Annotated in this window: 14 protein-coding genes and 1 pseudogene; 9 read left to right on the top strand and 6 right to left on the bottom strand. The window is 73.5% G+C overall.

What is annotated here, in order from left to right; genetic code table 11:
• Window positions 1-7: 7 nt before the first annotated feature.
• Entirely contained in the window at window positions 8-850 is an 843-nt protein-coding gene (locus WBK50_RS24215) for a transglutaminase family protein (RefSeq protein WP_341337807.1), read from the top strand.
• Window positions 851-900: 50 nt separating this feature from the next.
• Window positions 901-1,647, top strand: a complete 747-nt coding sequence (locus WBK50_RS24210) for an alpha/beta fold hydrolase (RefSeq protein WP_341337806.1) — start codon at window positions 901-903, stop codon at window positions 1,645-1,647.
• Window positions 1,648-1,650: 3 nt separating this feature from the next.
• On the opposite strand, the gene cynS is transcribed toward WBK50_RS24210, so the two are convergent.
• Window positions 1,651-2,115 carry a cyanase gene (gene cynS / locus WBK50_RS24205; RefSeq protein ID WP_341337805.1) on the bottom strand — a complete coding sequence of 155 codons (465 nt, stop codon included), beginning with the start codon at window positions 2,113-2,115 and terminating at the stop codon, window positions 1,651-1,653.
• 170 nt (window positions 2,116-2,285) lie between these two features.
• On the opposite strand from cynS, the gene WBK50_RS24200 reads away from it, so the two are divergent.
• Window positions 2,286-3,092 carry a TSUP family transporter gene (locus tag WBK50_RS24200; RefSeq protein WP_341337804.1) on the top strand — a complete coding sequence of 269 codons (807 nt, stop codon included), beginning with the start codon at window positions 2,286-2,288 and terminating at the stop codon, window positions 3,090-3,092.
• An 85-nt stretch (window positions 3,093-3,177) separates the two neighbouring features.
• Here the strand turns inward: WBK50_RS24200 and WBK50_RS24195 are convergent, their stop codons facing one another.
• A complete protein-coding gene (locus tag WBK50_RS24195) occupies window positions 3,178-4,140 on the bottom strand; it encodes a hypothetical protein (protein ID WP_341337803.1) in 963 nt (320 codons plus the stop codon).
• 106 nt (window positions 4,141-4,246) lie between these two features.
• On the opposite strand from WBK50_RS24195, the gene lepA reads away from it, so the two are divergent.
• Complete coding sequence (gene lepA / locus WBK50_RS24190) at window positions 4,247-6,088, top strand: translation elongation factor 4 (protein ID WP_341337802.1); 1,842 nt, start codon at window positions 4,247-4,249, stop codon at window positions 6,086-6,088.
• A gap of 75 nt (window positions 6,089-6,163) precedes the next feature.
• Here the strand turns inward: lepA and WBK50_RS24185 are convergent, their stop codons facing one another.
• Complete coding sequence (locus WBK50_RS24185) at window positions 6,164-6,649, bottom strand: MarR family winged helix-turn-helix transcriptional regulator (protein WP_341337801.1); 486 nt, start codon at window positions 6,647-6,649, stop codon at window positions 6,164-6,166.
• 89 nt (window positions 6,650-6,738) lie between these two features.
• A complete protein-coding gene (locus WBK50_RS24180; RefSeq protein ID WP_341337800.1) occupies window positions 6,739-7,704 on the bottom strand; it encodes a zinc-binding dehydrogenase in 966 nt (321 codons plus the stop codon).
• Window positions 7,705-7,749: 45 nt separating this feature from the next.
• On the opposite strand from WBK50_RS24180, the gene WBK50_RS24175 reads away from it, so the two are divergent.
• The gene (locus tag WBK50_RS24175) at window positions 7,750-7,947 is read left to right on the top strand and encodes a hypothetical protein (RefSeq protein WP_341337799.1); all 198 of its coding nucleotides are present in this window, start codon (window positions 7,750-7,752) and stop codon (window positions 7,945-7,947) included.
• Here the strand turns inward: WBK50_RS24175 and WBK50_RS24170 are convergent.
• Window positions 7,923-8,825 carry an NAD-dependent protein deacetylase gene (locus WBK50_RS24170; RefSeq protein ID WP_341337798.1) on the bottom strand — a complete coding sequence of 301 codons (903 nt, stop codon included), beginning with the start codon at window positions 8,823-8,825 and terminating at the stop codon, window positions 7,923-7,925. The two genes, WBK50_RS24175 and WBK50_RS24170, sit on opposite strands and share 25 nt — an antisense overlap.
• 224 nt (window positions 8,826-9,049) lie before the next feature.
• Here WBK50_RS24170 and WBK50_RS24165 point away from each other — a divergent pair.
• Window positions 9,050-13,518, top strand: a pseudogene (locus WBK50_RS24165) (NAD-glutamate dehydrogenase).
• Here the strand turns inward: WBK50_RS24165 and WBK50_RS24155 are convergent.
• Window positions 13,505-14,281: an enoyl-CoA hydratase-related protein gene (locus WBK50_RS24155; protein ID WP_341337795.1), complete on the bottom strand. Its 777-nt coding sequence runs from the start codon at window positions 14,279-14,281 to the stop codon at window positions 13,505-13,507. The pseudogene WBK50_RS24165 and the gene WBK50_RS24155 sit on opposite strands and share 14 nt — an antisense overlap.
• A gap of 128 nt (window positions 14,282-14,409) precedes the next feature.
• Between WBK50_RS24155 and WBK50_RS24150 the strand changes: the two genes are divergently transcribed.
• The 3 genes from WBK50_RS24150 to WBK50_RS24140 all read left to right on the top strand — a co-directional run bounded on the left by WBK50_RS24150 (window position 14,410) and on the right by WBK50_RS24140 (window position 18,498).
• The gene (locus WBK50_RS24150) at window positions 14,410-15,420 is read left to right on the top strand and encodes a helix-turn-helix domain-containing protein (protein WP_341337794.1); all 1,011 of its coding nucleotides are present in this window, start codon (window positions 14,410-14,412) and stop codon (window positions 15,418-15,420) included.
• 70 nt (window positions 15,421-15,490) lie between these two features.
• Window positions 15,491-16,777 carry an LLM class flavin-dependent oxidoreductase gene (locus WBK50_RS24145; RefSeq protein ID WP_341337793.1) on the top strand — a complete coding sequence of 429 codons (1,287 nt, stop codon included), beginning with the start codon at window positions 15,491-15,493 and terminating at the stop codon, window positions 16,775-16,777.
• On the top strand, window positions 16,774-18,498 hold the full coding sequence (locus WBK50_RS24140) for an alpha/beta fold hydrolase (RefSeq protein ID WP_341337792.1): 1,725 nt from the start codon (window positions 16,774-16,776) through the stop codon (window positions 18,496-18,498). The genes WBK50_RS24145 and WBK50_RS24140 overlap by 4 nt, the downstream gene beginning before the upstream one ends.
• The last annotated feature ends 129 nt before the right edge of the window (window positions 18,499-18,627 follow it).

Below are 18,627 nucleotides of genomic sequence, written 5' to 3'. Positions count from 1 at the left end.
GGATCTGATGGGTTGGCGTATCAGGGTCGTGCACGAGACCGGCTACCAGTACAACGCGCCGGTGCACGAGAGCTACAACGAGGTGCGGCTGACCCCGCGCAGCGACGGCCACCAGAACGTGATCGTCAACCGCGTCGAGACCGTGCCGGCCACCCGGTCCTACCGCTACGAGGACTACTGGGGCAGCCAGGTCACCGCGTTCGACCTGCACGCGCCGCACACCGAGCTGCTGGTCACCGGCACCTCGGTGGTGGAGACCGGGGACGAGGTCGAGCCGGTCCGCAAGGCCACCTGGGAGGACCTGGAGAGCGTCGCGATCCGGGACCGGTACACCGAGATGCTCGAGTTCACCGAGTACGTCAGCAAGGACCCCGCGCTGACCGAGGTGGCCCGCGACATCAAGGGCGCCCACGAGCCCGTCGACGCCGTGCACGCCGCGTGCCGGTGGGTGCACGAGAAGATGACCTACCAGGCCGGGACGACGGGCGTGCACACCTCCGCGCCGGAGGCCCTGCAGGCCGGGAAGGGCGTCTGCCAGGACTTCGTGCACCTCTCCCTGGTGCTGCTGCGCGAGATGGGCGTCCCGTCGCGCTACGTCTCCGGATACCTGTTGCCGCGCAGGGACACCGCGGTCGGCGAGACGGTCAGCGGGGAGAGCCACGCCTGGATCGAGGCCCGCACCGGCGGCTGGTGGGGCTACGACCCGACCAACGACATGCCGATCGGGGAGCGCCACGTCTGGGTCGCGGTTGGCCGGGACTACAACGACGTCTCCCCGATCAAGGGCATCTACTCGGGCGGGTCCGCGGAGGCCCTGGACGTCACCGTCGACATGACCCGCCTGGCCTGACCTGTGCGCTGCCGTTCCGGACTGTCGGTCGGCGTCGCTACGGTGCCCCCATGACCGTCGTCCTCGTCCACGGGAACCCCGAGACCGCCGCCGTCTGGGACCTGCTGGTCCCGCTGCTGGAGCCGTCGCCGGTCGTCCGGCTGTCCCCGCCGGGCTTCGGTGCGCCGGTGCCGGAGGGCTTCGGCGCCACGATGCCCGAGTACCGGGACTGGCTGATCGGCGAGATCGAGGCGCTCGACGCGGGGCCGGTCGATCTCGTGGGGCACGACTGGGGCGGCGGGCACGTGCTGAACGTCGCCATGGCCCGGCCGGACCTGTTGCGCAGCTGGGTGAGCGACATCGTCGGCGTCTTCGACCCCGAGTACGTCTGGCACGACCTCGCCCAGGTCTGGCAGCAGCCCGGGGTCGGCGAGCAGGCCGTGGCGCAGATGGCCGCGGCGCCGGTCGCCGCGCGGGCCGCGAACCTGGCCGACCGCGGGATGGCGCCCGCGGTGGCGGACCGGGTCGCCGCGGGCTTCGACGAGGCGATGGCGCAGAGCATCCTGCGCCTCTACCGCTCGGCGGCCCAGCCCGCGCTCGCCGAGGCCGGCCGGGACCTGGAGAAGGCCGCGCAGCGACCGGGGCTGGCGATCATGCCGTCGGAGGACTTCAGGGTGGGCACCGAGGAGCAGCGCCACCGCGCCGCCGCCCGTGCCGGAGCGCGGGTCGAGTGCCTCGACGGGCTCGGGCACTGGTGGATGGCCGAGGACCCGAAGCGCGGCGCCGAGGCCCTCAACCGGTTCTGGGCGAGCCTGTAGGGCTCACCAGACGCGGTAGGGCAGGAACTTCCCGTTCAGCGTGATCCGCACCCGGTCGCCCTTCGGGTCCTCGACGCGTTCGAGGTCCATCTCGAAGTCGACGGCGCTGACGATCCCGTCGCCGAACTCCTCGCGGACGAGCTCGGAGATCGTCGCCCCGTAGACCTGCACGGCCTCGGTGAGCCGGTAGACGAGCGGGTCGGTCGTGTCGACGGCCGAGGCGCCGCGGACCGGCGGATCCGTCAGCGCGTCGACCTCGGCGTCCTCCAGGTCGAGGAGGTTGCCGGCGGCCACGGCCTGCTCCCGCGTCAGGGTCTGCTGGCCGAGCAGGGCGGACGTCGTCCACACGGTCGACTTCCCCACCGCCTCGGCGATCGCGTCCCAGCGCAGGCCGAGGCGCTTCTTCGCGAGGAGCACGGCGCGCGCCGCCTCGGCACGGTCGGGCGGCGGGAGCGGGGTGACGGCCATGGCGACCTCCGGGAGGTTCTGCGCAACGGGACGGGCACGACGGCGGGCCGGGTCCGATGCTCGTGCACCGGGACGGTCACGGCCACCGGGAGCGGCCCGGCGCTGCCCCGGCAGCGGCCGGCGCGGACCGCGCCCCGACGGTCGGGCAGGCCCGGGTAGCGTCGTTCCCCGTGCTCACCGCCCCCCTGAGCTGGCCGGGCTTCGGCGACGTCACCCTGGCGGCCCTGCTGCTGCTCGCCGTCGCGGCCTTCTGCGCCGGCGCGGTCGACGCGATCGTCGGGGGCGGCGGGCTGGTCCAGCTGCCGGTGCTGCTGCTGATCCTGCCCGGCGGCGAGGCGATCTTCTCCGTGGCGACGAACAAGCTGGCCGCGGTCGTCGGAACGGCCTCCGCGGCGATCACCTACGCGCGCCGCGTGCGGATCGACTGGTCGCACACCGGCCCCATGGCGGCCGCCGCGTTCGCCGGCTCGCTGGGCGGGGCGCTGCTCGCGTCGTCGCTGCCGTCGCGGGTCCTGACGGTCGTGGTGCTGGTCGCGCTCGTCGGCGTCGGGCTCTACACGTGGCGACGCCCGTCGCTCGGCGTCGAGCACACCCCGCGGTACGGGCGGGGCGCGGAGCTCGCCGTGATGGTCGCCGGCGGCGCGTCGATCGGGTTCTACGACGGACTGGCCGGCCCGGGCACCGGCTCGTTCCTGGTGATCCTGCTGGTCGGTCTGGTCGGCTTCGCGTTCCTGACGGCCTCGGCGTCCGCGAAGGTGGTCAACACCGCGACCAACCTGGGGGCTCTCGCGTTCTTCCTCCCCACGGGCGCCGTGCTGGTCGGCCTCGGCGCGGTGATGGCCGCCGCGAACCTGACCGGCAGCGTCCTGGGCGCCCGGCTCGCGGTGAGCCGGGGCTCGGCGTTCGTGCGCAAGGTGTTCCTCGTCGTGGTGGCGGCGCTGATCGTCACGCTCGCCACCCGGCTCGCGCTCGGCTGAGTGCTCCCGCCGGCCGCCCGGCGCAGGGCTCGGCCGCGGGATGCCCCGGTCCTGCCGTGTCCCGAGGGCCGGGGCGGGAGCCCGGCTACAGGGCGGCCTCGCCCGCGCGGTCCACGCGGTTGTGGAAGCGCTCGCCGGCCTTCCCGCCGAGCACGGCGCCGACCAGCGTGACGACGACCGCGACGGCCAGCGCGACCAGCCCGCCGGCGGTGAAGGTGCTCTCCGGCAACGCGACCCCGGGCAGCCGTGCGGCGAACCCGGCCTGCGAGCCCGCGATTGCGGTCCCGATCGTCGCCGCGATCGTGACGACGAACCCGATCACCCAGGTCGCGACGCCGTTACGGACGCCGTCGAAGCGGGCGAGCCGGCCGGCGACGTAGCCACCGGCGAGGTAGGAGAGGAAGAGGACGGCGACGGCGACGATGCCGCCGACCAGCCCGACGGTCTGCACGTCCGCGCTGACCCCGTTGCCGTTCACCGCGTTCGTCAGGTCCGGCCCGGCGCCGACGAGGGCCGCGACGCCCGTCGCGATCGCCGCGAGGATGACCGTCAGCCCGACCGCGACGATCCAGCCGAAGAACGCGCTGCCGATCTTGACGCCGCCGAAGCGCTCGTACTGCTGGGCGCGGGCGGCGGTGAGGGCGCCGCGGCCGGCGTAATGGCGCTCCAGCTCGACGGTGTCGTCCGAACCGCCGGTGGGCGCGCTGCGGAAGGCCCGCCGGTCCACGGGGAGATGCAGCTCGCCGGCCCCGTCGCCCGGTGTGCCGCCGGCGAGCGGGATCATCCGCTTCCCGCCGAAGGTCGGCTTCACCACACCCCAGGCAGGCGTGCCGTCCGGGCCGGGGAGGACCTGCGTCAGCCGCCCGAGGGAGCTGCCCTCCCGGCTGCGTACGCGGTGCCCGACGAGCGAGTCGGCGCCGGGGTGGGTCGAGTGCCCCGCCGGAGTCGGCGAGTCGGTGGGAGACGTCCCGGTGTCCGTGGGGGAGTGGGGAGCCGGGGCGCCCGAGGCGCCGTCGAAAGAGCTGGTCCGGTCCGCCGGTTTCGTCATGGCGCCGTGTACCCGGGGGTGCGACTGCTCACACCTGGTCCGCGTGCGCGGGGTGCACCGTGGGCGTGGGACCATGGAGGGACCCCGTAGCTGAATGGATCACTGAGTGAGCTCGTACGCCGACCAGACCTTCACCCCGCCGGAGCGGATCCGGAACTTCTGCATCATCGCCCACATCGACCACGGCAAGTCGACGCTGGCGGACCGCATGCTGCAGATGACCGGGGTCGTCGACGAGCGCGACATGCGTGCGCAGTACCTCGACCGGATGGACATCGAGCGCGAGCGCGGCATCACGATCAAGGCGCAGAACGTGCGGCTGCCCTGGACGGTGGAGGGGCAGGAGAACGTCCTGCACCTGATCGACACCCCCGGCCACGTGGACTTCACCTACGAGGTCTCCCGGGCGCTCGAGGCCTGTGAGGGCGCGATCCTTCTGGTCGACGCCGCACAGGGAATCGAGGCCCAGACGCTGGCGAACCTCTACCTGGCGCTGGAGAAGGACCTCACGATCATCCCGGTCCTCAACAAGATCGACCTGCCGGCCGCGGACCCGGAGCGCTACGCCGCGGAGATCGCGCACATCGTCGGGTGCGAGCCCTCCGACGTGCTGCGGGTCAGCGCGAAGACCGGGATGGGCGTGCGCGAGCTGCTCGACGAGGTCGTCCGCCAGGTCCCCGCCCCGGTCGGCGACCCGGACGCCCCGGCCCGCGCGATGATCTTCGACTCGGTCTACGACACCTACCGCGGCGTCGTCACCTACATCCGCGTCGTCGACGGCAAGATCACGCCGCGCGAGAAGATCCGGATGATGTCCACCGGCACCACGCACGAGCTGCTCGAGGTCGGGATCGTCTCCCCGGAGCCGAAGCCGTCGCGCGGCCTGGGCGTCGGCGAGGTCGGCTACCTGATCACCGGGGTGAAGGACGTGCGCCAGTCCAAGGTCGGTGACACGATCACCAGCCTGCGCAACGGGGCCACCGAGCCGCTGACCGGCTACCGGGAGCCGCGCCCGATGGTCTACTCCGGGCTGTACCCGGTGGACGGGTCGCAGTACCCGGACCTGCGCGAGGCCCTGGACAAGCTCCAGCTCAACGACGCGGCGCTCACCTACGAGCCGGAGACCTCGGCGGCCCTGGGCTTCGGCTTCCGCTGCGGCTTCCTCGGCCTGCTGCACCTGGAGATCACCCGGGACCGGCTGGAGCGCGAGGCGGGCCTGGACCTGATCTCGACCGCGCCCAACGTCGTCTACCGGGTGATCAAGGACGACGGCACCGAGATGACCGTGACGAACCCGTCGGACTGGCCGACGGGCAAGGTCGCGAAGATCTTCGAGCCGGTCGTGAAGGTCACCATCCTGGCGCCGTCGGAGTTCATCGGCGCGATCATGGAGCTGTGCCAGAGCCGGCGCGGGCAGCTCGGCGGCATGGACTACCTGTCCGAGACGCGCGTCGAGCTGCGGTACACGATGCCGCTCGCCGAGATCATCTTCGACTTCTTCGACGCGCTGAAGTCCCGCACCCGCGGCTACGCGAGCCTGGACTACGAGGAGGCCGGCGAGCAGGAGGCTGACCTGGTCAAGGTCGACATCATGCTGCAGGGCGAGCCGGTGGACGCGTTCTCGGCGATCCGGCACAAGGACGACGCGTACGGCTACGGCACGTCGATGGCGGCGAAGCTGCGGGAGCTGATCCCGCGCCAGCAGTTCGAGGTGCCGATCCAGGCGGCCGTCGGTTCGCGGATCATCGCGCGCGAGACCATCCGCGCGATCCGGAAGGACGTGCTCGCCAAGTGCTACGGCGGCGACATCAGCCGTAAGCGCAAGCTGCTGGAGAAGCAGAAGGAGGGCAAGAAGCGGATGAAGACGATCGGCCGGGTCGACGTCCCGCAGGAGGCCTTCGTGGCAGCGCTCTCGACGGACGCGGCCGGGGAGAAGCCGAAGAAGTAGCGCGGCGGCTCACTGTTGAACCGGGAAGCTGCCCGCGGCGGGGAAGGGGAGACGCTTCCGGGGTGGTGCGGGGAGTCAGACGTGCTGGTCGGCGGGTTTCGCGAGTTGTTCGAGGAGATCGGCCAGCTGGCTTCGTTGGGGGGTCCGGGCGTTGCCGAGGACGGTTCCCACGCGACGCTCGATCGTCCCGCAGACCCGCTCGACCACCGCCCGACCGTCCGCGGCCAGGTGGACGAGCACCCGTCTTCGGTCCACCGGGTCGCCCTGGCGGTAGGCCAGATGCTGGGCCACCAACCGGTCGACGACGCGGGTGGCGGTCGGCGCGGGGAGCGCCGTGTGTGTGGCGATCTCACCCATGCTGCGGCCACCGCCGCGGGCGAGCATCAGCAGGACCCGCCAGCCGTCACGGCTGACTCCCTCTGCCGAGGTGACCGGGGTGAGCGCCGTGGCGACGGCTCGTTCCACGCGGTCGAGGAGCTCGACGAGGCCGGGTACGCGCGGCGCCGGGATCAGCGGGGGAACCCCGCGACCCGGCGCCTGACGACTGGCTGGTTCAGACACGGTGACCGACTGTACTGAAAACCTGGGCCGATTTCCGCTCTGTGCAGGAAAAAGGCCGAACCTCACCCCATACCTGTGCGCGTGCGGTTTCAGTGAGTGAGAACGATCTTGCCCGCAGTCTCACCGTCCAGCATCGCCCGGAAGGCCTCCTCGGCCTGCTCCATGGGTACCTCGAGCCCGATCTCGGGGGTGATCCCGGCGGTGGCGACGAAGGACAGGAGGTCGGCGAGCTCCTGGCGCGTGCCCATCGTGGAGCCCTCGACGCGCAGCTGGAGGAAGAACAGCCGCTGCAGGTCCGCGCCCGGGTTCGGGCCGCTCGTCGAGCCACAGACGATGATCGCGCCGCCCGGGCGCAACGCCCGCATGGAGTGCTTCCACGTGGCGTCCCCGACGGACTCGAACACGGCGTCGACCTTGCCGGGCAGCCGGGCCCCGGACTCGAACGTCCGGTGCGCGCCCAGCTTCTCGGCCAGTGCGCGCTTCTCCTCGCTGCGGCCGGTGACCCACACCTGCATCCCGGCGGCCTTGCCCAGCTGCACGAGCGCCGTCGACACGCCACCGGAGGCGCCCTGCACCAGCATGGTCTGGCCGGGCTTGAGGCCGGACTTGGTGAACAGCATCCGGTAGGCGGTGAGCCACGCGGTGCCCATGACGGAGGCCTGGACGGCCGTGAGCCCGTCCGGCTTGGGCACGGCGTTGCGCGCGGGCACGACGATCGTGTCCGCCATGGCGCCCTGGTACTTCTCGGTGAGCAGGGTGCGCTTGGGGTCGAGGGTCTCGTCCCCGGTCCAGTCCGGGTCGCCGATGATCGAGTGCAGGACGACCTCGGTGCCGTCCTCCAGCGTCCCGGCGCCGTCGCAGCCGAGGATCATCGGGAACTGCTCGGGCTTGATCCCGACGCCTCGCAGCGTCCAGATGTCGTGCATGTTGAGGCTGGCGGCACTGACGTTGACCTTGACCCAGCCCTCGGGGACCTCGGGATCGGGACGCTCCCCGACGGTGAGCGAGTCGAGCGGAGCGTCGGCGTTGGGCTCTGCGGCGTAGACGGCGAACATAGTCCCGGAATCTAGCCCGGACCGCGGCCGGATACCGTATGGGCCGTGTGGCGGGCGGTCGCGGACTGGTGGGACGCGGTGGAGCTGTGGGTGACCCAGCTCGCGTTCCCGTTCCAGGTGCTGCTCGCGCTCGTGGTGGTGCTGCCGGTGTGCTGGCTCGCCGCGGCCGGGGTGGATCGCCTGGTCGGGCTCGGTCTCGCGGCCGTGGCCCGCTCCCGTCAGGGCGCCAGGTCCCGCCACTGACCGATCGCCGGGGCGGCCGGTTCGCGGTACGTCGGCCCGGGTGCGACACCGGCCAGGGTGGACAGGACCTCGGAACACCCTTCCTCGACGAGCACGGTGGCGAGCGGGTCCCCGCGGGTCGCACCACGGTTGACGATCACGACGGGCACGCCGGCCTTCGCGGCGCGCTTGACGAACCGCAGCCCGGACATGACGGTCAACGAGGACCCGGCGACGAGCAGCGCACCGTCGGCGGGGGCGAGTGAGTCGACCATGGCGTAGGCCCGCGCCACCCGCTCCTTCGGCACGTTCTCGCCGAAGAACACGACGTCCGGCTTGAGAGCGCCGCCGCAGGCCTCGCACGCGGCGAGGCGGAAGCCGTCCGTCGCCTCCAGCAGCACGTCGCCGTCGGGGGCCGTCTCGATCTCCGCGCCGGCCGAGTCCACGAAGCCCGGGTTGAGCTCCGCGAGGCGCGCCTGCAGCACCTCGCGCGGGCTGATCCGCCCGCAGCCCAGGCAGACCACGTCCGCGATCCGGCCGTGCAGGTCGATCAGCTCCCGGCTCCCGGCGGTGTCGTGCAGGCCGTCGACGTTTTGGGTGATCAGGCCGCGCAGCGTCCCGGCGCGTTCGAGCGCGGCCAGGGCGAGGTGCCCCGCGTTCGGCACCGCGCGGCGCATCCGGGCCCAGCCCACGTGGCTGCGCGCCCAGTAGCGGCGCTGCGCGACCTCGCCGGAGACGAACTCGCCGTAGGTCATCGGGCGGCGCAGCGGCGAACCCGGGCCGCGGTAGTCCGGGATGCCGGAGTCCGTGCTCATGCCCGCGCCGGTCAGCGCGACGAGCCGTCGGCCGGAGAGGACCTCGAGGGCCCGGTCGAGCTGGGTCACGGCGGTGCTCGTCACGCGATCCAGGATAGGTGTCGCGTTCCTGCATGCCGCCGGCGCGCATCGCGGCAGGCTCGCGGCATGGATCACGAAGGCGCTCGGCGTCAGCGGCCGGGACGCGGGCCGGTCCGCCCGGGAACGCTGACGGGCCCCCTCTTCACGTGCGCGGACGGCTCACCGGATGCGGCGGATCCTCGCTAGGGTGGCCGGGCCCCGTCGTCGACGCTTCCCGGGGAGGGGCGATGACGCGCACCGGAGTGGACTCCGACGCCGCGGTGGGCCGGCTCGACCCGCGGTTCGCGGAGCTGTGCCTGCTCTACGCCCGGCAGGCCGCCGGCGGGTCGGGGGACCGGGACGGCTCGTGGCCCGCCCTCGCCGCCGCGGCCCGCGCCCACCGCCGGCTCGCCGCGCACCGGCGTCCCGACGAGTGGCTCGTCGACATCCGCCCGGGGGCCGGCGGCGGTGCCGTCGTCGACCTGGTCGGCGCCGACGTGCCGCACCTCGTCCGGTCCGTGCTCGCCGGGATAGGCCGGGTGGGCCCGCAGGTCCGGCGCGTCGTCCACGCGATGGTCGTCGTGCGCCGCACGACGGACGGCGGGGTGACCGAGGTCCTGCCGGCCGTGACCCCGGAGGACCGGCCGCCGGACGCCCTGGTCGAGGCGTGGGTGCGGCTCGAGCTGGACCCGATCTCGGACGAGGAGAACGCCGAGCTCGGGGCCGAGCTGCGCGAGGTGCTCGACGCCGTGCGGGACCTCGCGGAGGACGGCGAGCGGATCGCCGCGAGCGTGTCGGCGGTGGCCGTCGACCTGGCCGGGGTGCCCGACGCGACCGGCGACGACCCGGACGAGCGGCGGGACGTCGCCCGCCTGCTGCACTGGCTGGCGGACGGGCACTTCCTGTTCCTGGGGTACCGGCGCCACGAGATCGACCCGGGCGCGCCGTGGCGGTTCCGTCCCGTGCCGGGGTCCGGTCTGGGCGTGCTGCGGCGGGACGGGGCGGACGGGCTCGCCCACGCGCCCGGCGCGGGCGGGGGCGCCGCCGTCGTCCTGACCCGGGCCGCCGCGCCGAGCCGGGTGCTGCGCCCGGACCACCCCTACGACCTGGCGATCCCGATCGTCGACGGCGGTGGGCGGACCACCGGCGAACACCGGTTCGTGGGGCTGTTCACGGCGACCGCGCTGCACGAGAACGTGCTGGACACCCCGGTGCTCGAGCGGCGGGTGCGCGCGGCCGTCCGGCGCGCGGGCGTCCCGCTGGAGTCGTGGTCCGGCCAGCGCATGCTCGACGTGATCTCCCGCCACCCACGCGAGGAGCTGTTCTGGGTCACCGCGCAGGAGATCCACGAGACCGCGGTCGGGGCGCTGGACCTCGAGCACCCGCGGCGGCTGCGCCTGTTCCTGCGCCGAGAGCCCTATGGGCGGTTCTTCTCCTGCCTCGTCTACCTCCCCCAGGACCGGTACTCCGCGCAGGCCCGGTCGGCGATGCAGAAGGTGCTCCTGCGCGAGCTCGACGGGTGGCGCGTCGACCACACCGTGGAGCTCGGCGAGGGCGGCCCCGCGCTGGTCCACTTCACGGTCCAGGTCGACCCGGCCGTGCGCGCCCCGGATCCCGCCCGGCTGCAGGCGCAGCTCGCGGCGGCCATTCTCACCTGGGACGACTGGGTGCTCGACGCCGCGGGCGCCGCGGCCGACGACCTCGCCGACCTCCTGGCCGGGGTCCCGCAGAGCTACCGGGACGCCGTGGACCCGGTCCAGGCCCTGCTCGACCTGCGCCGGATCCGGGACCTCGGCGACGAGCCCCACGTCGAGCTGTCGGCGGAGGGCGGCCCCGGCGGCGACGAGCTGCGCTTCCGCCTGTTCCGGGCAGGGCCCGGCGTGTCCCTGTCCGCGGTGCTGCCGGCCCTGCAGAGCCTCGGCGTCGAGGTGGTCGACGAGCAGCCGTTCGAGATCGTCCGGCCGGACGGGAGCAGCTGCTGGATCTACGACTTCGGGCTGGCCGCGGACGCCGGGACGACCCGGGCGATGGCCGGGCGCGGCACCCGGGAGCGGTTCTGTGCGGCCTTCCGCGCGATGTGGCACGGGGAGGCGGAGGCGGACCGGTTCAACGCCCTGGTCCCGGCCGCCGGGCTCGGCTGGCGCGACGCGGCGGTGCTGCGGGCCTACGCCCACTACGCCGCGCAGCTCGGCGGACCGTTCGGAGCCGAGTACGTCGCGGACATCCTGGTGGCCCACCCGGCCGCGTCCCGTGGGCTGGTGGACCTGTTCCGGGCCCGGTTCGACCCGGCGCTCGCGCCCGCCGAGTGCGCCGAACGGTCGGCCGAGGCGCGTCGCCGGGTGGAGGCCCTGATCGACGAGGTCGCGGGCCTCGACGCGGACCGGATCCTGCGCGGCCGGCTCGCCCTGGTCCTGGCGACCCTGCGGACCAACGCCTACCAGGACCGGCCGCACCTCTCGTTCAAGATCGACTCCGCGGCGGTACCGGACATGCCGGCGCCGCGGCCGTGGGCCGAGATCTTCGTGTACTCGCCCCGGGTGGAGGGCGTGCACCTGCGGTTCGGCCCGGTCGCCCGCGGCGGCCTGCGCTGGTCCGACCGGCCGCAGGACTACCGCACCGAGGTCCTGGGCCTGGTCAAGGCGCAGGCGGTGAAGAACGCGGTGATCGTGCCGGTGGGGGCGAAGGGCGGGTTCGTCGTCACCGCTCCCGCCCCCGGGCCGGGCGAGGTCGAGGCCTGCTACCGCACGTTCATCTCGGGGCTGCTCGACGTGACGGACAACCTGGTGACCGGCGACGACGGCGCCGTCGTGACCGTCCCGCCACCCCGGGTCACGCGGCACGACGGCGACGACGCCTACCTCGTCGTCGCCGCGGACAAGGGCACCGCCCGGTTCTCCGACGTGGCGAACGACGTCGCCGCCGGGTACGGCTTCTGGCTGGGCGACGCCTTCGCCTCCGGCGGGTCGGTCGGCTACGACCACAAGGCGATGGGGATCACCGCCCGCGGCGCGTGGGAGAGCGTGCGGCGGCATTTCCGCGAGCTCGGCGTGGACCCGCAGACCCAGGACGTGACGGTGGTCGGTGTGGGGGACATGTCCGGCGACGTGTTCGGCAACGGGATGTTGCTGTCGGAGCACGTGCGGCTGGTCGCGGCGTTCGACCACCGGCACGTCTTCGTCGACCCGGACCCCGATCCGGCGGCGGGTTTCGCGGAACGCCGCCGGCTGTTCGGCCTGCCCGGTCCTCCTGGGACGACTACGACCGGAGCGCGATCAGCCCGGGCGGCGGGGTGTGGCTGCGTACGGCGAAGGCCGTCCCGGTGGGGCCGCAGATGAGGGCGGCGCTCGGCCTGGCCGACGGGACCACCGTGGCGAGCCCGCCGGAGCTCATCCGGGCCATCCTGCTCGCGCCGGTGGACCTGCTGTGGAACGGCGGGATCGGCACCTACGTGAAGGCGGGCGCCGAGACCCACGCGGCCGTCGGGGACAAGGCCGGCGACGCGATCCGGGTCGACGGGCGGGAGCTGCGGGTCAAGGTCGTCGGCGAGGGCGGCAACCTGGGTCTCACGCAGCGCGGGCGCATCGAGTTCGCCCGCGCCGGCGGCCGGGTCAACACCGACGCGATCGACAACTCCGCCGGGGTGGACTGCTCGGACCACGAGGTCAACATCAAGATCCTGCTGGACCGGCTGGTGGCGGCGGGCGAGCTGGACCGCGCCGGCCGGGACGCGCTGCTGGTGGAGATGACCGACGAGGTCGCCGAGCTGGTGCTCGCGGACAACCGGGCGCAGAACGCGGCGCTCGGGGTCGCCCGGTCGCACGCCCCCGAGATGCTCGCGGTGCACGGGCGGATGATCGACGACCTGGTACGGCGCCGCGGCCTGGACCGGGCCCTGGAGGTGCTGCCGGACCCGGAGGAGATCGCGGAGCGGCAGCGGGCGGGGGAGGGCCTCAGCTCGCCCGAGCTGGCCGTCCTGCTCGCGCACACCAAGCTCGACCTGAAGGCGGCGATCCTCGGCAGCGACCTGCCCGATCTCCCCGAGTTCACCGACCGGCTGGCCGGTCTCCTGCCCTCGGCGCTGGCCGAGCGGTTCCCCGGCGCCGTGGCCGCCCACCCGCTGCGCCGCGAGATCGTGACGACCTCGCTGGTCAACGAGATGGTCGACGGCGGCGGCATCACCTTCGCGCACCGGCTGGGCGAGGACGCCGGGGCGAGCCCCACGGACGCGGCTCGCGCGTACCGGGTGGCGACGGCGGTGTTCGACCTGCCGGCGCTCTGGGCCGAGATCGCCGCGCTCCCGGTGGCCGTGCCCACCGCGCTGACCGACGAGCTCGTGCTCGAGTCGCGCCGGCTGCTCGACGATGCGACACGGTGGCTGTTGGTCAACCGCCCGCGGCCGTCGGCGGTGCGCGGGGAGACGGACCGCTTCGCCGCCCCGGTGCGGGCCCTGCTGCCGCGGCTGCCGTCCCTGCTGCGCGGGTGGGAGGCCGAGGAGACGGCCGGCCGGACCGCGGCGCTGGCCGCGCGCGGGGTGCCGCACGAGGCCGCCGCCCGGTTCGCGGCGTTGCCGCACGGCCACGGCCTCCTCGACGTCGTCGAGGTGGCGGGCCAGGGCGCGCGGCTCCCGATCCACGAGGTCGCCGGCCTCTACTACGCGCTGTCCGCCCGGCGGAGCGGTCCCGTGCCCGCCGGCCCGGTGCCCGTCAGCCCGGCGTGACCCAGGAGGGCTTGCGCTTCTCGCCGAACGCGCGGATGCCCTCCTGGCCCTCCGCGCCGGCGAAGTACGCGGCGGACAACGAGTTCATCTCCGCGAAGTCGTCCGTCATCGACGCCGGGTGCTCGCGCAGCAGGATCTCCTTGGCCCCTGCCAGGGCGCCGGGCGCGCCGAGGGCGAGCATGCCGGTGTAGCGGGCGACCTCGGCGTCGACGTCCTCCGCGGGCACCGCGCTGTTGACCAGCCCGATCTCCCTGGCGCGCACCGCGTCGAACGTCTCGCCGGTGAGGAACAGCTCGTGCGCGGCCCGGGGGAGCAGCCGCGGCAGCACCGTCACCGAGATGACGGCCGGGACCACGCCGATCCGGACCTCGGTGAACGCGAACGTCGCCTTCTCCGCGGCCACGGCGATGTCGCACGCCGCCACGATCCCGACGCCGCCCGCCCGGGCCGGCCCGGTCAGGCGCGCGACGACCGGCTTCGGCGAGGTCCAGAGGGTCTGCAGGATGCGCGGGACCTCCGTGACCCCCTGCTGCTCCGCGCTCGCCCCCTTCGACTCCTTGAGATCCATGCCCGCGCAGAACACGGTCCCGGTGTGCGTCAGCACGATCACCCGCACCGCGGCGTCGGCGATCGCGGAGTCGAGGTGGGCGATCAGCTCGCGACGCAGCTGCGCGGAGAGCGCGTTGCGGTTCGCGGGGGAGTCGAGGGTGATCGTGGCGATGCCGCCGGAGACGTCGAGGCGGACGAGAGCGTCGGTGGTCACGATCCCGGACGGTACGCGGCGGGCCGGTCGTCCGGGATCGGCGTCCGATGCGCCGGATGGTCCTTCACGAACGTACGTGAGGGGGGTGATGATGGGGGCTCGCTCGACGACGAGGTCGGGAGGACGCGATGACGATCACCGCGCGCGGATCGGGGGACGTGACCGCGGCGGCGGCCCCGTTCGAGCCGCCGGCGGGCCGGCAGGAGTTCACGCTCGCGGGCGTGGCCGAGTCCGACCGCGAGGAGCTGTGGGAACGGATCGTCTCGGACACCCACGTCGGGATGAGCCTGCGCTTCGCCGCGGACCGGCCGCCGCGTCCCTTCCACGGCGTCGTCCGCCGGCGCGCCATCGGGGACCTCGCGCTCGTCGACGCCGAGTGCGACCCCTGCGGCGGGGTGCGCGGTCGCGCCCGGATCGCCGGCTCCGACGACGACCTCGTCGCGGTCATGGTGACCCGGTCCGGCGGGGAGTTCCTCGCGCGTGGTGACGTGCAGGCCGACCTGCGCCCCGGCGGCCTGCTGATCTGGGAGAGCCACCGGCCTGCCCGCTTCGCCGTCCGCGGCCGGTTCGCGAAGCGGACGCTGATCGCCCGGCGCACGGCCCTCGACGAGGTGCTGGGCCGGGGCTGGTCCGTCGGCACGCAGTTGCCGGCGCCGTCGTCGGCCGCCGCCCTGCTCCTCGTCCGCTACCTGGACGTCCTCGCGTCCGCGGACCCGCTGCCGCCCGCGGTCGCGGGCCCGGCGCGCAACGCCGCGCTCGAGCTGTTCGCGGGCCTGATCCGCTCCGGCGCGGACGCCCCGGGGCCCGCGCCGGCCCCGGCCCTCCGTCGTGTCATGGAGGCCTGGATCGACCGGAACCTGCACGGGGAGATCACCCCGGCCGCCATCGCCGCGGCGCACGGCGTCTCCGTCCGGACCGTGTACCGCGCGTTCGAGCCCACCGGGGACACCGTCGGGGCCGTGGTCCGGGCCCGCCGCCTGGCCCGCGCCCGCAGCGAGCTGTGCGCCGGCGGCGCGCCGATCTCACTGATCGCACGGCGGTGGGGCTTCGCGGACTCCAGCCACTTCTCCCGGGCCTTCAAGGCGTACTACGGCTGCTCGCCGACGGCCTACCGGGCGGGCGTGCTCGGTAGGCCGTAGCTGGCAGGGATCGGCCCGGACGCGGCAGGGAGGTGCATGCCCGCGCCCTCCCGGCTCCGCAGGATCATCAGTGACCCGGGTCACCTCGACGATGCGGAGAACCGAGACGATGAAGTCCATCTTCTTCCACCTGATGCCCTACCGCGATCTCCCGGCCGACTTCGAGAAGCGGTACGAGAGCATCTGGATCACCCCGCCGAACACGGAGCTCTGCGACCCCAGGAAGGTCGCGCAGTACTACCAGTGGAACCTCGACGAGCTGGAGCTCGCGGACCGCCTCGGCTTCGACGGCGTCGGGGTCAACGAGCACCACCAGAACGGTTACGGCTTCATGGCCTCGCCGAACCTGATGGCCGCTTCGCTCGCCCGGCGCACCCCCAACAACTCGGCGATCATGGTGCTGGGCAACACGCTCGCCCTGTACGCGCCCGCGACGCGCGTCGCGGAGGAGTTCGCGATGCTCGACGTCCTGTCCAACGGCAGGCTCGCCGCGGGCTTTCCCGTCGGGACGTCGATGGACGTCAACTTCTGCTACGGCGTGCCGCCCACCCAGACCAGGCCGCGGTTCCGCGAGGCCGAGGAGCTGATCACCCAGGCCTGGACGAGGCCCGGCCCGTTCACCTTCAACGGCCGCTACAACCAGCTCCGCTACGTCAACCCCTGGCCGCAGCCCCTGCAGAAGCCGCACCCGCCCGTCTGGCTGGCCGGCGGCGGCTCCGTCGAGACCTGGGAGCTGGCCGCGACCAAGAACTACACCTACAGCTACCTCTCCTTCTTCGGCGCGAAGTTCGGCAAGAAGCTGATGGACGGCTTCTGGGCGAAGATGGACGAGCTCGGCGTGGAGAAGAACCCGTTCCGCGCCGGGTTCGCCCAGCAGATCTGCGTCTCCGAGACCGACGAGCGGGCGGAGAAGGAGTACCTCGAGCACGTCACGTACTTCTTCAACAAGTGCCTGCACATCCCGCCGTACTTCTTCGAGGCGCCGGGCTACCGCACCCGCAAGAGCACCGAGTTCGCGATCAAGACGAACCAGCCGGGCGCGATCGCGGCGGCCGCGGCGCTGGAGAAGAACTGGAAGACCCTCAACGAGGAGGGCTTCATCATCGCCGGCAGCCCGTCCACCGTGGCGGACCGGCTGATCGAGGTCGCGAAGACCCTGCGGGTCGGCAACCTGCACGCGCTGCTGCAGATCGGCTCGATGCCGCACGAGCTGACGAAGAAGAACATCACGCTGTTCGCCGAGGAGGTCATGCCCCGGATCCGGCACATCTGGGACGCCGAGGGCTGGACCCATGAATGGTGGCCCTCCGGGGCGGCGAACCGGGCCGTCACCGAGCCGACGGGAGCCCAGGCATGACGACCACGCAGAGCCCCGTCGACGAGCGGATCGTCCAGGTCGGACCGATCGCGGCCCGGGTGCTGGTCGCCGGCACCGGCGAACCGCTGCTCTTCCTGCACGGCGCGGGCGGGCTGTTCTGGGACCCGTTCCTGGACGCCCTCGCCGCCGAGCACACCGTGTACGCGGTCGAGCACCCCGGCGGCAACGTGTCCGAGGACCTCGAGCACCTCCCGGGTATCTGGGAGCTCGTGCTGTTCTACGACGAGCTGCTGGACACGCTCGGGCTGGACTCCGTCCGCGTCGTCGGGCACTCCTTCGGCGGCATGGTCGCGGCCGAGCTGGCGGCGAACAGCCCCCGGCGGGTGTCGCGGCTCGTGCTGATCGCTCCCGTCGGGTTCTGGCGCGAGGACCATCCGATCGCGGACATCGCCGGCGTGCCGCCGGAGAGGCTCGTGGAGCTCGTCCTGGCGGACCCGTCCAGCCCGCTGGCCGCGATGCTGACCCCGCCCGCGGACGACCCGCAGGCCCTGTTCGAGGCCGCGATGCGGATGGCGAGCATCCTGCACTTCATCTGGCCCATCCCGGACAAGGGCCTCGACCGGCGCATCCATCGCGTGTCCGCCCCGACCCTGCTCGTCTGGGGGAGCAGGACCGGCTCGTCGACCCGGTCTACGCCGAGGAGTTCACCTCGCGGCTGCGGGACTCCCGGCTCGTCACCATCCCGGACGCCGGGCACCTGCCCACGCTCGAGCAGACGGCGGCCGTCGTGCCGCCCGTGCTCGGCTTCCTCACCGGAAAGGACGCCTGAGATGCCGCTCCACCCGCAGGTCGAGGCGCTGATCGCGCAGATGGTGGCGCAGGGCGCCCCGGCCCCGGAGAGCATGACGGTCGCGCAGAACCGGGCGATGATCGCAGAGCTGGCGGGCCTGGCCGGCGAGCCCGAGGACGTCGCGCGTACCGAGGACACGACGGCGCCCGGGCCCGGCGGGGACATCCCGATCCGGGTCTACGTCCCCACCGGGGACGGCCCCCTGCCGACGCTCGTCTACTACCACGGCGGGGGCTGGGTCATCGGGGACATCGAGAGCCACGACGCCCTGTGCCGGGCTCTCGCGAACCGGTCCGGCTGCCTCGTGGCGTCGGTGGACTACCGGCTGGCGCCGGAGCACCGGTTCCCCGCGGCGGTCGACGACGCGTACGCCGCCGCGGTGTGGGCGGCGGAGAAGATCGGGGACTTCGGCGGCGACGGGTCGCGGCTCGCCGTCGGCGGGGACAGCGCGGGCGCGAACCTCGCCGCCGTCGTCGCGCAGCAGGCGAAGAGCCGCGGCGGCCCGCGGATCTCCTACCAGCTGCTCGTCTACCCGGCGACGGACCGGCACGACGACAGCCCGTCGATGCACGAGAACGCGGCGGGTCCGCTGCTGTCCCGGGCGTGGATCGAGTGGTTCCTCGGCTGCTACCTGAGCTCGCCGGACGAGGGCCAGGACGTCCGGGTCTCACCGGGCCGGGCCGAGGACCTGTCCGGGCTGCCGCCCGCCCTCGTCGTCACCGCGGAGTACGACCCGCTCCGGGACCAGGGCGCGGCGTACGCGGGAAAGCTGCGGGAGGCGGGCGTCGAGGCGGAGTACCTGCCGTGTCCGGGCATGATCCACGGCTTCTTCCAGATGGGCGGGGTGCTGGACACCGCCCGGGAGACCGTGGACCATGCCGCGGCGGCGCTCCGCCGCGCGTTGGCGTAGCCCTCCCGCGTTGACGAGCGGCATCCTCGTCCCTGCCCCGGGGCGGGGGTGCCGCTCGTCGGTTCGGCCGCGGAGAACTCTCATCGGAACACCGATGAGGTCTCCCGGACGCGGTCGTTCCATCCTCCG

The sequence above is a fragment of the Pseudonocardia sp. T1-2H genome, from assembly GCF_038039215.1.
Lineage (GTDB): Bacteria > Actinomycetota > Actinomycetes > Mycobacteriales > Pseudonocardiaceae > Pseudonocardia.
The sequence above is the reverse complement of the archived record's forward strand: the minus strand, read 5'-3'. Positions and strand labels throughout refer to the sequence as shown.